Below are 13,916 nucleotides of genomic sequence, written 5' to 3'. Positions count from 1 at the left end.
CGCGGTTGTTTGATCCGCCACCGCGGTCGCTGCTGTGCTCGCGGGGTCCAACGGCTGGTTGTCGTGAGGGAGTCTTGTGCACGTGAAGCTGGGGGCCGGCTTCCGCCGGCTGTGGTCGGCCTACGCCGTGAGCACCTACGGCACGTGGATCGCCTTCGGGGCGTTCCCGCTCATCGCGGTTCGTGTCCTGCATGCGCCCGCGTTCGCCGTGTCGCTCCTCGAATCCGCCGGGCTCGCCGTCGCGGCGATCGTCGCGGTCCTCCTCGGACCGTGGGTCGAGCATCGGTCCAAGCGCCCGGTGATGATCGCGATGGACGTGGTCCGCTTCCTCGCGATGGCGAGCATTCCGATCGCCTACTCCCTCGGTTTTCTGTCCTACGGCCAGTTGCTGGTGGTCTCGGTCACCGGCACCACCGCGAGCATCGCCTTCACCGCCGCGTCCGGCGCTTACCTGAAACACCTCGTTCGCGGCGATCACCTCCTTGCCGCGAACGGCAGACTCGGGGCCACGGCGTGGGTGGCGACCGCAGCGGGCCCGCCGCTGGGCGGCGCGCTGATCGGGTTGCTCGGCCCGGTCATCACCGTCGCCGCGGACGCCGTCAGCTACCTGCTGTCCGCGCTCGGGGTCCTCCGCATCCGTGGCGGAGACGTCGCGGCACCCCGGGACCGGGCCGGCACGGTGCGCGGGGCCGGCCTTCTGGGCGGTTGGCGATGCATCCTCCGCGACCCTGTCCTACGGCGCCTGTTCTTCAACTCCCTGACGGTCGGCGGCCTGATCATGGCCACCGGCCCGCTCCTGTCGGTCCTCCTGCTGGGCCAGTACCATTTCCCGGCCTGGCAATACGGTCTCGCTTTCGGCATCCCCGCCGTCGGTGGCTTCGCCGGCTCCCGCTTGTCCGCGCGCCTCGTCGCCCGCTACGGCCAGCACCGGGTCATGATCGTCTCCGGCTGGCTGCGATCGCTCTTCCCGCTCGGCCTCGCCTTCACCCGGCCAGCCATCCCCGGACTTCTCACGGTCATCGTCGTCGAGGGCCTGCTGATCACCTGCATGGGCATCTTCAACCCCATCTACGCGACAGAACGCCTGCGGCGCGCGCCCGCCGATCAGACCGCGCGGGTCCTCAGCGCGTGGACTATCAGCGGCAAGCTCACGCAGGCGGCGCTCATGGTGCTCTGGGGCATCCTCGCGACACTGACCAGCCCGCTCACCGCGATCACCGTCTCCGGCGTCCTCCTGCTCGGCACCCCGCTCTTGCTGCCTAGACGTAGCGCGGGCGACCCGCCAGGAATCCGAACACCATCTGCACCGCGACGATCACCAGCAGCATGAGGAACGGCACCGTCCAGCCGCCGGTGAGATCGTGCAGCACGCCGAACACGAAGGGGCCCGCGGCCGCGAACAGGTAGCCGAACCCCTGGGCCATCCCGGAAAGCCGCGCCGTGTCACCGCCGGTGCGGGCCCGCAGGGCGATCGTGGTCAGCGCGAGTGAGAACACGGACATGCCCAGTCCGATCAGGATGCCCCACAGCACCGGCGCGGCGCTGGGCGCGACCATGGTCCCGGCGACGCCGGTGAGCCCGAAGACGCCGAGCGCCAGGATCCACCAGCTCTGGCTGCCCTGACGCGCGGCGAGCGGCGGCACGATCAGGCTGACCGGCAGCCCGATGATCGAGACCAGGCCGACCAGCAGCCCGGCGTCGGCACGGCTGAGGCCGGCGTCGATGAACACCTCGGGCAGCCAGCCCATCACGATGTACGCGAGGCACGCCTGCAGGCCGAAGAAGATCGTGACGATCCAGGCAAGCCGGTTGCGCAGCAGCGACCGCTCGGTGGTCTCCGGTGAGCCCGCACCATGCCCCGAAGCCGGCCGGGTCCGGGCGACGGCCAGCCATACGACGAGCGCGAGACCCGACAGCACGGCCCAGCTCACCAAGCCCTCTCGCCAGCCGCCGAAGGCGCCGGAGAGCGCCGGGGTCACCGCCGAACCCAGCGCGCCGCCGGCCTGCAACGCCCCGGTGTAGAGGCCGGTCACGAGCCCGATCCTGGCGGTGAACGACTCCTTCACCACGACCGGGATCAGCACGTTGGCCAGCGCGATTCCCGCCGTCGCGACAAGCGTGCCCCCGAGCACCACGAGCGGGCCGTCGAGTACCCGCAGGATCATCCCGCCGGTCAGCAACACGAGCGAGGCCGCCACCGAGGCGCTGATCCCGACCCGCTTCGCCACCCACGGCGCGGCCAAACCCGCCGCCGCGAAGCACAGGCCGGGCGCGGTGGTCAGCGCACTCGCCCAGGTCGCGCTCGCACCGAGCGACTCCCGCATCTCGTCCAGCACCGACCCGGTGGCCGTCACGGCGGGCCGCAGGTTCAGCGCGGCGAGCACGACGGCCGCACCGAGCACCCCGCCGCCGATCAGCACGCGGGGAGTTTGTTTCACCGGGGTTTCGACCACGCCCGCTACTATCGCAGACGTAGGATGATTGGGTGAAGGGACAATTGTCGTGCCGCTAGCCACAACGCGCCGCGCGGGTCTGGTGGACCAGGTGATCGGCCAGCTGCGCGAGGCCATCTCCGGCGGCGAATGGCCGGTGGGCGGGCGAATCCCGCCCGAGACCGCGCTGGCCGAAACGCTCGGCGTGGGCCGGAACACGATCCGCGAGGCGATCCGCGCGCTCGCCCACAGCGGACTGCTCGAAGTCCGCCAGGGCGACGGTACCTACGTGCGCGCCACGAGCGAGGTCTCCGGAGCGATCCGCCGGTTGTGCGGTACCGAACTGCGGGAAGTGCTGCAGGTGCGGCGCAGCCTGGAGGTCGAGGGCGCCCGGCTGGCCGCCGAAGCGCGCACCGACGAGGATCTCGCCGAGCTGCGGGCGGTGCTGGCCGAACGCGACCGCGCGTGGGACGAAGGACGCCACGAGGACTTCGTCCGCGTGGACACCGAATTCCACCTCACCGTCGTCCGATGTGGACACAACCGGCTGCTGACCGAGCTGTACCGAGGGCTCACCGAGGCCGTCAGCGCGAGCGTCGCCGCGACCTCGCGCGACCCGCTGCACGACCGCGCCGAGATCGGGCACAGCGGGCTGCTGGCGGCGATCGCCGACCGCGACCCGGCACGCGCCGCGGCCGAGGCCGGCGGGTTCCTCGACCAGCTGCTCAGGGAAGGGTCAGGATCTCCGCGCCGGTCGCGGTGACCACGAGGGTGTGCTCGAACTGGGCCGTCCAGCTCTTGTCCTTCGTGGTGACCGTCCAGTCGTCGTCCCAGATGTCGTAGTCGATCGAGCCGAGCGTGATCATCGGCTCGATCGTGAAGGTCATGCCCTCCTCGATGACCGTGGTCACCGACGGGTCCTCGTAGTGCAGCACGGTCGGCGCCGTGTGGAAGGCCGGGCCGACCCCGTGCCCGGTGAAGTCGCGCACCACGCCGTAGCCGAAACGCTTCGCGTAGGACTCGATCACCCGGCCGATCACGTTGAGCTGGCGCCCTGGCCGGACGGCCTTGATCGCGCGCATGGTCGCCTCACGCGTGCGTTCGACGAGCAGCCGCGCATCCTCGGACACGTCGCCGGCGAGGAAGGTCGCGTTCGTGTCGCCGTGCACGCCACCGATGAACGCCGTGACATCGATATTGCAGATGTCACCGTCCTCGATCACCGTCGAGTCCGGGATCCCGTGGCAGATCACCTCGTTCAGCGAGGTGCAGCAGGACTTCGGGAAGTTCCGGTAACCCAGCGTCGACGGGTACGCCTGGTGGTCGAGCAGGAACTCGTGCACGACCTTGTCGACGTCTTCGGTGGTGTTGCCCGGCTTGACGGCCTTGCCACCCTCGTCCAGCGCCTGCGCCGCGATCCGGCACGCGACCCGCATGGCCTCGATGACCTCGGGCGTGCGCACGCCGTTACCGCCGTCCCGCTTCGGCGCCGGCTTGTCCACGTACTCGGGGCGCGGAATGCTGGCGGGAACGAGACGGCGCGGCGTCTGGACGCCGGGCTTCAGCGGAGCACGCAGGGACATGGACCCCAGCCTACGACTCAGAACAGGACCGTGGCGTAGCGGCCGACCTGGCTGAACCCCAGCCGCCGGTAGGCGGCGAGCGCGGGCGCGTTGAACGAGTTGACGTACAGGCTGGCCGTGCGGCCCATCCCGTTGACGAGCCTGCTGACCACGGCCGCCGTGCCCGCCGTGCCGAGACCGTGACCGCGGCGGTCCGGGTGCACCCACACCCCCTGGATCTGGCCGACCGTGCGGGAAAGCGCGCCGATCTCCGCCTTGAACACGACCTCGCCACCCTCGAACCGCGCGAAGGCCCGGCCGCCGGAGATCAGCTCGGCGACCCGGGCGCGGTAGCTCGCGCCCCCGTCACCCGCGCGGGGATCGACGCCCACCTCTTCGATGAACATCGCGATGGCGGCGGGCAGGTACCGCTCGAGCTCGTCGGGCCGGACGGGCCGCACGAACGCGTCCGGAGCCACCGCGGGCTGGCGGTCGGTCGCCATGAGCGGCTGGTCGCCGCGGATCTCACGGGCCGGGCCCCACTCCGGCTCGAGCTCGTCCCACAGCCCCAGCACCTGCTCGGCCGGGCCGACCAGGGACGAGCAGATGCGCTGCTTGCGCAGGGCCCGGTCGGCGAACGAGCGCAGGGCGGAGGAGTTGCCCCGCAAGGGGATCAGGTTGGGGCCGGAGAAGCACAGCCCGGCCAGGCGACCGGAGCGGGCGGCACGGTGGTCGGCCGCCCACAGCTCCCCGCCGAGCCGCCAGGGGTCGAGACCTGTGACCTCGACCCGTGCGCTGACCATGCAACTGGCGACCGGGTCGGCCGCCAGAACGGCATGAACCGCGGGATAGTCCCGATCACCGAGCAGCCGTGCACCGGCAAGCCGCAACACACCGTCCAGATTGCCAGATGAACCCCGGTTACGGGAAACCGAGGGTGGTCACGGCGCGCCCCGGTAGGTGCCGAAGGTCCACTGGTTCCCCTCGGGATCACGGGTGGTGAACGTGTGGGAGCCGAAGTCGGTGTCGTGCAGGTCTTCCGCAAGCTCGAAACCGGCCCGCCGCACCCGCGCGTACACCCCGTCGACGTCGTCGGTCACCACGTAGACCGACGTGACGCCCGCCTTCATCTCGGCGTGCACGCTCTCGGTGCGCTTGGTGCTCCCGAGCATCACGGCGCCGCCTTCGGGCCAGCGCAGCTCGGCGTGCCTGATGTCGCCCCGCTCGTCGGGCACCACGAGTGCTTCCCGGAAACCGAAAACGTCAACGAGGAAACGGATCGCGGCCGGCGCGTCGTCGTAGCGAAGGGCCGGCCAGACTGTGGGTTGTGTCATGCCCCTAGCGTGGGTCTTCTGGCAGGGGCGCGTCTTGGAGGAATGGGAGCTCCTCGGCGATCCAGACGCCGGGCGGACAGCCGGCCAGCGCGCGCCATTCGTTGGTCAGGTGCGCCTGGTCGTAGTAGCCGCAGTCCGTCGCCAGCCCGGCCAGGTCACCGTGCCCCTGCCTGAGCAGAGCTCCGGCGCGCTCGAACCGCAGGACCCGGGCGGCCTGTTTCGGGGAGAGCCCGAGCTCACGGCGGAACCGCTCGGTGAAATGCCGGCGGCTCCAGCCGACCTCACCGGCGAGGGTGCCGACCCTGATCCGCCCGGCGGCCGCACGCAGGCGCCGCCACGCCCAGCCGACCTCCGGGGAGTACTCGGCTTCCGCGGCCTCGGCCAGCAGAAACTCGTCGAGGAGGCCGAAGCGGCGCTCCCAGCAGCCGGCCTCGGCGAGCCGCTCGGGCAGCCGCTCGAGCCGCGGGGACAGGTCGGCCAGGTCGACGACGTGTTCGCTCAACTCGGCGGCGGGTATCCCGAACAGCGACCGCACGGCGAGCGGGTCGAGTTCGACGTGGACGCCGCGCTGGAACCGGTCCTGGCGGATAAGCGCCGGGCTCAGCTGCATGCCGCCGACTGGCGCCATGAGGTCCGCCGGCGGTTCGCCGGGCCGCGGCATGCCCACGAGGCGGATGGGCTCGGCGAGGCTGATGATCAACGTCACGTGCCGCGACGGCAGGCCCCGGTGCAGGCCGAGCGGGACGTCGTCTTGGGCGTAGCCGAGGTAGCGCGAGACGAGCTGCCGCAACCCTGGATGAGGCTGCCCGGCGGCCATCTCGGTGACCATCGGTCAGAACCGAGACGTGTCCATCGTGAGGTCGAACGGGTCGCCGATCTCGACGGGGTCACCGAACGGAACCCGGATGGTCTGGTTGTACACGCCTTCCTTCGGCTTCGAGAACAGGGTGACCGCGGGACCGTCATCGTCGAACTGGTCGATCAACACGTAGCGCGGGATCGGACCATGCGCGTAGGCCCACCGCTTCTTCTTGCGGTCGTGCTCGGCGTTGCTCTTCGACGTGATCTCGACAGCGAGCAGCACGTGCTCCGCCGGAACCGGATCGGAATTGTGTGGAATGGCTTCGCGCGGCGCCACGCAGAAGTCGGGCACCTAGATGCCGCCGATCTGCTTGATACCCACGCCCTGTGTCTGGAAAAGTTCGCAGCCGTCCGGTACGGCGGGCAACAGGGCTCTGTTGACCCAACCGGCGATCAGGTTGTGCGGTCCCCACGGTGGTGGCGTCATCTGGATCCCCTCGACGGTCAGCTCCGGCCGCCGCCCCTCGGGGACTTCCAGCTCCCGCCAGGTATCCAGAAGGTAGTTCCAGTCCAGCATGGAACCCGCGAATGCGGTGCTCATGACCCACCCCGTTCCTGCGCTCGACTACTCGTAAGGATAGCGGCAGAAGGCGCACGCGGTGCCGTCCACTAATCCGACCACAGCCACGGCTATCCGGCTTGCGTAGCAACGGTTACGTATTGCTCGGGGTCCGCCTACTTTTGGTCGGATTAGTAAAATGCCTCGGCAGGAACGAGACTAACCACCCGTGATCAGGCGCTGACCGCGGTCTTCCACTGCGCTCCGCGTCAGCTGACGGTCACGACGGGCTCGCCGGAGCCCTCCCCCGACTCCTCCGCGATGCGCATCGCCTCTTCGATCAGGGTCTCCACGATCTGGTGCTCGGGCACGGTCTTGATGACCTCGCCCCGGACGAAGATCTGGCCCTTGCCGTTACCGCTGGCCACCCCGAGGTCCGCCTCGCGTGCCTCGCCGGGGCCGTTGACCACGCAGCCCATCACGGCGACCCGCAGCGGCACCTCCATGCCCTCCAGGCCCGCGGTCACCTCGTCGGCCAGCTTGTAGACGTCGACCTGCGCCCGCCCGCACGACGGGCAGGACACGATCTCCAGTTTGCGGGGACGCAGGTTCAGCGACTGCAGGATCTGCGTGCCGACCTTGACCTCCTCGACCGGCGGCGCGGACAGCGACACCCGGATCGTGTCCCCGATGCCCTGCCGCAGCAGCGCGCCGAACGCGACAGCCGACTTGACGGTGCCCTGGAAAGCCGGGCCGGCCTCGGTGACGCCCAGGTGCAGCGGGTAGTCGCACTGCTCGGCGAGCAGCTCGTAGGCCCGGACCATCGTCACCGGATCGTGGTGCTTGACCGAGATCTTGATGTCGTGGAAATCGTGCTCGGCGAACAGCGACGCCTCCCACAGCGCCGACTCCGCGAGCGCCTCCGGGGTGGCCTTCCCGTGCTTCTGCATGATCCGCGGGTCGAGCGAACCGGCGTTCACCCCGATCCGGATCGGGGTGCCGTGGTCCTTCGCCGCCTGCGCGATCTCCTTGACCTTGTCGTCGAACTTCTTGATGTTGCCCGGGTTCACCCGCACGGCGGCACAGCCGGCCTCGATCGCGGCGAACACGTACTTGGGCTGGAAGTGGATGTCGGCGATGACCGGGATCTTCGACTTCCGCGCGATGGCAGGCAGCGCCTCGGCGTCGTCCGCCGACGGGCAGGCGACCCGCACGATGTCGCAGCCGGCCGCGGTCAGCTCCGCGATCTGCTGCAGCGTCGCGTTGACGTCCGCGGTCAGCGTGGTGGTCATCGACTGCACGGAGATCGGATGCTCGCTGCCGACCCCGACCGAACCGACCTGCAGCTGGCGGGTGGGACGGCGATCGGCGAGTACGGGAGGCGGAAGGGCAGGCATACCAAGCGCGACGCTCATCGAATCCTCTACGGCTTCCGAAGGGATGCGTACGGGCCCAGCCTACCTACTGCAGCCGGATCGGGTTGACGATGTCCGCCGTCACGGTGAGCAGCGTTACGGCCCCGCCGAGGAACACCAGCACCATCGTGATCGCCGACAGCTTGGTGTAGTCCACCGGCCCGCCGGCGGCCTTTCCGCGCAGCCCGCGCACCCAGTCGCGGACCCGTTCGTACCAGGTCACCGCGATATGCCCGCCGTCGAGCGGCAGCAGCGGCAGCAGGTTGAACACGCCCACGAAGAAGTTCAGGCTCGCCAGCAGGAGCAGGAACAGCGACCACAGGCCCGCCTCGACGGCCTCGCCGCCGATCCGGCTCGCGCCGACCACGCTGACCGGGGTGTTCGGGTCACGCTGGCCGCCGAAGATCGAGTGCACGACCGCCGGGATGCGCTCGGGGAACTCGAGCAGCCGGTCCCAGGTCTGCACGAACATGTCCGCGGTGAACTGGCCCGCGCCGCCGAACGCGGTGATCGGGTTGTAGGTGAAGTTGGTGAGCATGGTGACGCCGATCGAGCCCACCTTGACGATCTTCTCCGGCCCCTGCGGGTTGGTCGCGTCGGTGACGGGGCGGTCGACCTGCACGACGTCGATCGTCAGCGGCACCGTCCGCCCGTCCCGCTTGACGTCGACCGCCACCGGTCCGGACAGCTGCTGGATCCTGCCGGTCACGTCGGTCCACGTCGGCGTGCTGACCCCGGCCACCGACACGATCTGGTCGCCGGGAAGCAGGCCGCCCTGCTTGGCCGGGGCCGGATCGCCGGGCTGGCACACGGGGTTGACGTACTCCTGGTCCGTCCGCGCGTCGCGCACGCAGTCGGAGACCGAGGCGATCTTGGGTGTGCCGGTCAGGTTCGGCAGGCCCATCGTCGTGGCCATCAGGTAGAGCACGATGAAGCCGAGGATGAAATGCGTCACCGACCCGGCGGCCATCACGACCGTGCGCTTCCAGGTCTTGAACCGCCACATCGCGCGCGGCGCCTCTTCCGGGGTCACCTCGTCGAGCGCGGTCATGCCGGCGATGTCGCAGAACCCGCCGAGCGGGATCCACTTCACGCCGTACTCGGTCTCGCCGCGGCGGAACGAGAACACCTTGGGCCCGAAGCCGACGAAGTAGCGCCGCACCTTCATCCCGAAGGCTTTGGCAGTGACCATATGGCCTGCCTCGTGCAGCGCGACGGACACGCAGATGCCCAGCGCGAACAACACGACTCCGAAAACGTAGGCGAGCAAGCCCTACTTCCTCTCGGTTGAGTTCAGCTCAGCGGCACGACCGCGCGCCCACTGCTCCGCGGCGAATACATCCTCCAGGTCACGCGGTTCGCGGTGCCACTCGGCGGCCGCGAGGACCACCTGTTCAACAGTGTCCACGATGGACGTGAAGCGGGCGTTCTGCGCCAGGAAGGCCGCCACCATCACCTCGTTCGCCGCGTTGAACACCGCCGGCAGGCAACCGCCGACGGTGCCGGCGTGCCGCGCGAGTTCGACGGCCGGGAAAGCGGCGCCGTCCAGCGGTTCGAACGTCCAGGCGGTGGCCTCGTCCCAGCGGCAGGGGTGCGCCGCCCCGGCCACGCGATCCGGCCAGTTCAGCGCGAGGGAGATCGGCAGGCGCATGTCGGGCGGGCTCGCCTGGGCCAGCGTCGAGCCGTCGGTGAAGGTCACCATCGAGTGCACGATCGACTGGGGGTGCACGACCACGTCGATCCGGTCGCACGGCACGCCGAACAGCAGTTTCGCCTCGATGAGCTCGAGGCCCTTGTTGACCAGGGTCGCGGAGTTGATCGTGACCAGCCGGCCCATCGACCAGGTCGGATGCTTGAGCGCCTCCTCGACGGAGACATGCTCGAGGTCGCTCCGGGCGCGGCCGCGGAACGGGCCGCCCGAAGCGGTCAGCACGAGCCGGTCCACCTCGTCGGCCCGCCCGCCGCGCAGGGCCTGGGCCATCGCGGAGTGCTCGGAGTCGACCGGGACCAGCTGACCGGGCTTGGCCGCTTTCAGCACGAGCGGGCCCCCGGCGATCAGGGACTCCTTGTTCGCCAGCGCCAGGGTGGCGCCCGTTTCGAGGGCGCGGAGCGTCGGCTCGAGCCCCTGCGAGCCCGGGAGGCCGTTGAGCACCACGTCGACCGGGACGGCGCCGATCAGCTCGACCACCGCGCCGGTGCCCGCGAAGATCCGGGGCAGCTTGAAGTCGCCGCTGGCGTAGCCGCGCTTCTGGGCCTCGGCGTAGAGCGCGAGCTGCAGGTCCTCGGCCGCGGTGGCCTTCGTGATGGCCACCGCGTCCACCTGGTGGGCGAGCGCCTGCGCGGCCAGCGCCGCCGGATCGCTGCCGCCGGCGGCGATCCCGGCGATGCGGAACAGGTCCTTGTTGCGGGCGGCGACGTCCAGCGCCTGGGTGCCGATCGAGCCGGTCGAGCCGAGCACGAGGACGGTGCGGGTCGTGTTCATCACCTCCATTGTCCCGAACCGCCTGACGCATGGTGTCGGCGCATGTGGGATCATCGGTGACGAAGGTGATGGCAGGCTCTCGAGGAGTGATCGTGGCTACCAAGGCGGTCGTCAAGCGGCAGAAGTCCGAGCCGGCGAAGGTGGACCCGCGCGATGAGCCCTCGGCCGAGTGGGGCTGGCACGGGGGTTTCCCCAAGGCCTCGCGCATCGCGGGCTGGCTCACCGTGGTGGTGCTGCTCCTAATGATCAACAACAACCACGAGAACAACACCGAGAACGTCTGGCTGGTGGGTACCGCGGTCGGGATCGCGATCGCCCTGCTCGTGGACATCAAGAAGCGCCGCACCGCCTGGCGCCGCTAGTCGCGCCGCAGCCTGGCGAGCAGGCTGATGCTCGCGACCCCGAACTTCTCCGAGGCCCCGGCGGCCCGGTCCGAGAGGAATCGGTAGTCGTTCTCGCGGACCGTGTCGATCTCGAACCCGGCGGCGTGGATGTCGGCGAAGTAGTCGTCGCGCTGCGCGGCGCCACCGATGCACGCCGCCCACAGCGAGGCGTCGCACGTGACGCCCGCCGGGAGGTGCGAGGCCGTCACGATGTCGGCGATCGCCAGCCGTCCGCCCGGGCGCAACGCCCTCGCCGCGGCGGCGAACACCGCCGGTTTGTCCGGCGAGAGGTTGATGACCCCGTTCGAAATGACGCAGTCCACCGACCTGTCCGCGACGGGCGGGTCTTCGATGTGGCCGTCGCGGAACACGGTGTTCGCCAGCCCGGCCGCCGCGGCGAGCGTGCCCGCCTTGTCCAGTTGCGCCGGTGTCATGTCCACGCCGATCACCCGGCCGGCCGGCCCGGTCGCCAAAGCGGCGAGGAAGCTGTCGGTGCCGGAGCCGCTGCCCAGGTCGAGCACGGTCTCACCCGGCCGGATGCCGGCCAGGTCGAGGAAGTAGCCCACCCCCGCGAACGACTCGATCGCCGCGGCCGGGATGGCGTCGAGGTGCGAAGCCGGGTAGCCGAGGCGCTCGGCGAGAGCACGGCCGGTCTCGAAGTGGAACTCCTGGCCGGGTTCGAGCGCCACCTGCTCGTACATGGCCTTGACCCGGGTTTCCAGCTCGGCGGTGTCGAGCCGGTGTGTAGTGCTGGTCATCGTCGGCTCCTTCAGTAGCTGAATGTGGTCGCGGGCTCGTCGCCGATCCATTTCCACAGCGGGACGGTGCCGTTCAGCTCCGCGCCGGGAATGAGGTTCTCCGCGTCGAGTTCCTTGGCGTTGAAGCAGATCGGGCAGACGTAGTACCGCCCGCCCGCCGTCTCGTAGCGCTCGAGGAGGTCCGCCAGCGGCGGGCAGCCGGCGCACGCGGTGCCCACGGCCGTGCCCGGCGCGGAGAGGCGGACCGCCTCCTTGGACAGGAACATCAGCGTCTCGTGTCCCGTCTCCGCGGCGCCGACCGCGACGAGGAAGGCGACAGTGACCTTCTCCGGGTCCTCGAGTCCCGTCGACAGACTGATGACGGCCTTGTTCGACATGGTCCGCTCCTTTCCGCTCGTCTTCGGATGGGACGTTAGGAGCGGGAAGCGCCTGTGTCGTCGGGTGTTCTCCCTACAGATCGAGAGGGTCGAGCAAGCCGTTGCGCAGCGCAAACAACGTCGCGGTGGAGCGTGACGAGGCCCCGGTCTTGGTGTAGATCCGCTCGATGTGCGTGCCGGCGGTCTTGCGCGAGATCCCCAGCCGGGCGGCGACTTCGCCGGTCTGCGCGCCGCGCGAGATCAGGATCAGCACCTCGACTTCGCGCGGGGTGAGCCCGGCCGGGCCCGACACCCGGCGCCTGCCGCCGTTGCCCGCGGCGGAGAGGACGGCCTCCGACGCGTCGCCGTCGAGCGTGCCGGCCCGGACCCCGGCCCGCACGACCCCGGCGGCCTGCTTGCCGTGCAGCGCCGGCCGGTGTGCCCTCGGTTCCACCATCGCCCGGTACATGCACGCCGCGGCCAGCAGACGCCCGGTCATCGGCACGGCGGCGCCGCTGAGGCCGCGGTGGTATCCGCTGCCGTCCATGCGCTCGTGGGCCACCGCCGCGATCGCGCCCGGCCTGGCCAGCGCCGCGGGCCGCGCGAGCACGCGCTCGGTGTAGTACGAACTGAGCCGCACGCGCTCCCAGTCGGTCGCCGACAGCGGGCCCGGCCGGTCGAGGATCGTCACCGGCACACCGTGCAGCCCGACGTCGTGCAGCAGTCCCGCGCGCCGGGTGGCGACGACGTCCCCGTGAGGCAGCCCGATCGCCCGTGCCGCCTCTCCGACCAGCTCCGCGACCCCACGGGAATGCCCGGCCCGTGACGCGCAGCGCAGGTCGGTGAAGTCGGCCAGCGCCTCGAGCGCCGCGTCCAGCCGACCCTCCGTCAGCGGGCACCGCAGCTGCGGATCGTCGGTCGACTCCGCCTCGGCGCCGACGCCGGACAGCACCTCGGGGGCGTGCGCGACGAACGCGTCCACCACGTCCGGGGCGAACTGGCGGCCGCGGCGCGCCCTCGCGACTTCGAGCGCGCCGTCGATCCCGCCGGTCCGGTGCCGGACCTCGACGACGTCCGCGAGATGCAGCAGCCGGATGACCGGCGCGATGTCCGTGCCGCCCACGCCCTGCGGCACACCGCGCCCATCCCAGCGCGTGAAGAACTGGCGAAGCGCCGTCACCACGTCCGTGCCGAGTCCGAGCCGCTCCGCCAGCGTCGACGTCGTCAGACAGTGGGACTGCATGCCCTGCACGATGCTCTGGCCGCCGCTGGCCAGGATGGTGGTGACGACGCGCGCCCGGTGCCACACCGGCCCTCCCCTGCCCGCATGGCTCAGGAAGAACCCGAGCCCCGGCAGTCCGGCGAGATCGACCTGGAAGCTGTCCGCGCGGAAGGCGATGTCGTCGCCGAACGACGCGGCCACCTCCGGGGCGTCGGCGACACAGCCGACCCAGGCGAGCATCGAGACGTAGAACAGCGACGGCCGCTGGTCCTCCGGCAGCCCGGTACAAGCGGCAAGCCGCGCCGCGATCCGCCACGACCGGAGGACGTGCTCCATCGGCTGGCCCAGCCCGAGGTCTGTCGCCAGCGAAAACGCCGCCAGTAGCTCGGCCAGGCTGATCCCGGCATCCCGATCGGCGAACTCCACCTGCGAAGCCTAGCTCCGCGATCCGCCCCGTAGCCCCTTCAGTTCGCGGACATTCGCCCAGGCCCGACCTGTACCGGCAGGTGCGGGATCCGCGCCTGCAGGTCCACTTCAGCCTTCGGCGGCGAGCTGCCCGCACGCCGCCGCGATCTCCTGACCACGCGTGTCCCGCACCGTGCACGCCACTCC

General features: G+C 70.5%; 16 protein-coding genes. 3 read left to right on the top strand and 13 right to left on the bottom strand.

Annotation, left to right across the window (positions count from 1 at the left end):
• Positions 1–82: 82 nt before the first annotated feature.
• Complete coding sequence (locus FG385_RS17860) at positions 83–1,330, top strand: MFS transporter (RefSeq protein WP_235022631.1); 1,248 nt, start codon at positions 83–85, stop codon at positions 1,328–1,330.
• On the opposite strand, the gene FG385_RS17855 is transcribed toward FG385_RS17860, so the two are convergent.
• Positions 1,260–2,420: a CynX/NimT family MFS transporter gene (locus tag FG385_RS17855; protein ID WP_235022630.1), complete on the bottom strand. Its 1,161-nt coding sequence runs from the start codon at positions 2,418–2,420 to the stop codon at positions 1,260–1,262. The two genes, FG385_RS17860 and FG385_RS17855, sit on opposite strands and share 71 nt — an antisense overlap.
• Positions 2,421–2,502: 82 nt before the next feature.
• Here FG385_RS17855 and FG385_RS17850 point away from each other — a divergent pair, with 82 nt between their 5' ends.
• The gene (locus tag FG385_RS17850; protein ID WP_139097892.1) at positions 2,503–3,195 is read left to right on the top strand and encodes a FadR/GntR family transcriptional regulator; all 693 of its coding nucleotides are present in this window, start codon (positions 2,503–2,505) and stop codon (positions 3,193–3,195) included.
• Here FG385_RS17850 and map read toward each other — a convergent pair.
• The 9 genes from map to dxr form a co-directional block, all read right to left on the bottom strand.
• The gene (gene map / locus FG385_RS17845; protein WP_139097891.1) at positions 3,158–4,015 is read right to left on the bottom strand and encodes a type I methionyl aminopeptidase; all 858 of its coding nucleotides are present in this window, start codon (positions 4,013–4,015) and stop codon (positions 3,158–3,160) included. The two genes, FG385_RS17850 and map, sit on opposite strands and share 38 nt — an antisense overlap.
• A gap of 17 nt (positions 4,016–4,032) precedes the next feature.
• Positions 4,033–4,887, bottom strand: a complete 855-nt coding sequence (locus FG385_RS17840; protein WP_139097890.1) for a GNAT family N-acetyltransferase — start codon at positions 4,885–4,887, stop codon at positions 4,033–4,035.
• A 48-nt stretch (positions 4,888–4,935) separates the two neighbouring features.
• Positions 4,936–5,328 (bottom strand): VOC family protein, encoded by a 393-nt coding sequence (locus FG385_RS17835; protein ID WP_139097889.1) that lies wholly within the window; start codon positions 5,326–5,328, stop codon positions 4,936–4,938.
• Positions 5,329–5,332: 4 nt separating this feature from the next.
• Positions 5,333–6,157, bottom strand: coding sequence for a helix-turn-helix domain-containing protein (locus FG385_RS17830; RefSeq protein ID WP_139097888.1), 825 nt, complete (start codon positions 6,155–6,157; stop codon positions 5,333–5,335).
• A 3-nt stretch (positions 6,158–6,160) separates the two neighbouring features.
• Complete coding sequence (locus FG385_RS34880) at positions 6,161–6,481, bottom strand: Uma2 family endonuclease (RefSeq protein ID WP_235022629.1); 321 nt, start codon at positions 6,479–6,481, stop codon at positions 6,161–6,163.
• Positions 6,482–6,730 (bottom strand): hypothetical protein, encoded by a 249-nt coding sequence (locus tag FG385_RS34875; RefSeq protein WP_235022628.1) that lies wholly within the window; start codon positions 6,728–6,730, stop codon positions 6,482–6,484.
• A gap of 227 nt (positions 6,731–6,957) precedes the next feature.
• Positions 6,958–8,103: a flavodoxin-dependent (E)-4-hydroxy-3-methylbut-2-enyl-diphosphate synthase gene (gene ispG, locus FG385_RS17820; protein WP_139097887.1), complete on the bottom strand. Its 1,146-nt coding sequence runs from the start codon at positions 8,101–8,103 to the stop codon at positions 6,958–6,960.
• Between the two features lie 46 nt (positions 8,104–8,149).
• Positions 8,150–9,373, bottom strand: a complete 1,224-nt coding sequence (locus FG385_RS17815) for a M50 family metallopeptidase (RefSeq protein ID WP_139097886.1) — start codon at positions 9,371–9,373, stop codon at positions 8,150–8,152.
• Between the two features lie 3 nt (positions 9,374–9,376).
• Positions 9,377–10,585 carry a 1-deoxy-D-xylulose-5-phosphate reductoisomerase gene (gene dxr / locus FG385_RS17810; RefSeq protein ID WP_139097885.1) on the bottom strand — a complete coding sequence of 403 codons (1,209 nt, stop codon included), beginning with the start codon at positions 10,583–10,585 and terminating at the stop codon, positions 9,377–9,379.
• A 92-nt stretch (positions 10,586–10,677) separates the two neighbouring features.
• Here dxr and FG385_RS17805 point away from each other — a divergent pair, with 92 nt between their 5' ends.
• Complete coding sequence (locus FG385_RS17805; protein ID WP_235022627.1) at positions 10,678–10,947, top strand: DUF2631 domain-containing protein; 270 nt, start codon at positions 10,678–10,680, stop codon at positions 10,945–10,947.
• Here FG385_RS17805 and FG385_RS17800 read toward each other — a convergent pair.
• From FG385_RS17800 to FG385_RS17790, 3 genes are all read right to left on the bottom strand, one after another.
• Positions 10,944–11,726, bottom strand: a complete 783-nt coding sequence (locus FG385_RS17800) for a methyltransferase domain-containing protein (protein ID WP_139097883.1) — start codon at positions 11,724–11,726, stop codon at positions 10,944–10,946. The genes FG385_RS17805 and FG385_RS17800 overlap by 4 nt on opposite strands.
• Positions 11,727–11,737: 11 nt before the next feature.
• Positions 11,738–12,103, bottom strand: a complete 366-nt coding sequence (locus FG385_RS17795; protein WP_139097882.1) for a DsrE family protein — start codon at positions 12,101–12,103, stop codon at positions 11,738–11,740.
• 73 nt (positions 12,104–12,176) lie between these two features.
• Positions 12,177–13,730 (bottom strand): HD domain-containing phosphohydrolase, encoded by a 1,554-nt coding sequence (locus FG385_RS17790; RefSeq protein ID WP_235022626.1) that lies wholly within the window; start codon positions 13,728–13,730, stop codon positions 12,177–12,179.
• Positions 13,731–13,916: the final 186 nt, after the last annotated feature.

This window comes from Amycolatopsis alkalitolerans (assembly GCF_006152065.1).
Classification (GTDB): Bacteria; Actinomycetota; Actinomycetes; order Mycobacteriales; family Pseudonocardiaceae; genus Amycolatopsis_E; species Amycolatopsis_E alkalitolerans.
Note: the sequence above shows the minus strand (reverse complement) of the source record. Positions and strands in the feature narration are given on the sequence as shown.

Coding starts and splice junctions, on each gene's coding strand:
- FG385_RS17835 (WP_139097889.1), bottom strand. CDS start 5,328: ATGACACAACCCACAGTCTGGCCGGCCCTTCGCTACGACGACGCGCCG.
- FG385_RS17830 (WP_139097888.1), bottom strand. CDS start 6,157: ATGGTCACCGAGATGGCCGCCGGGCAGCCTCATCCAGGGTTGCGGCAG.
- FG385_RS17795 (WP_139097882.1), bottom strand. CDS start 12,103: ATGTCGAACAAGGCCGTCATCAGTCTGTCGACGGGACTCGAGGACCCG.
- map (WP_139097891.1), bottom strand. CDS start 4,015: ATGTCCCTGCGTGCTCCGCTGAAGCCCGGCGTCCAGACGCCGCGCCGT.
- FG385_RS34875 (WP_235022628.1), bottom strand. CDS start 6,730: ATGAGCACCGCATTCGCGGGTTCCATGCTGGACTGGAACTACCTTCTG.
- ispG (WP_139097887.1), bottom strand. CDS start 8,103: ATGAGCGTCGCGCTTGGTATGCCTGCCCTTCCGCCTCCCGTACTCGCC.
- dxr (WP_139097885.1), bottom strand. CDS start 10,585: ATGAACACGACCCGCACCGTCCTCGTGCTCGGCTCGACCGGCTCGATC.
- FG385_RS17800 (WP_139097883.1), bottom strand. CDS start 11,726: ATGACCAGCACTACACACCGGCTCGACACCGCCGAGCTGGAAACCCGG.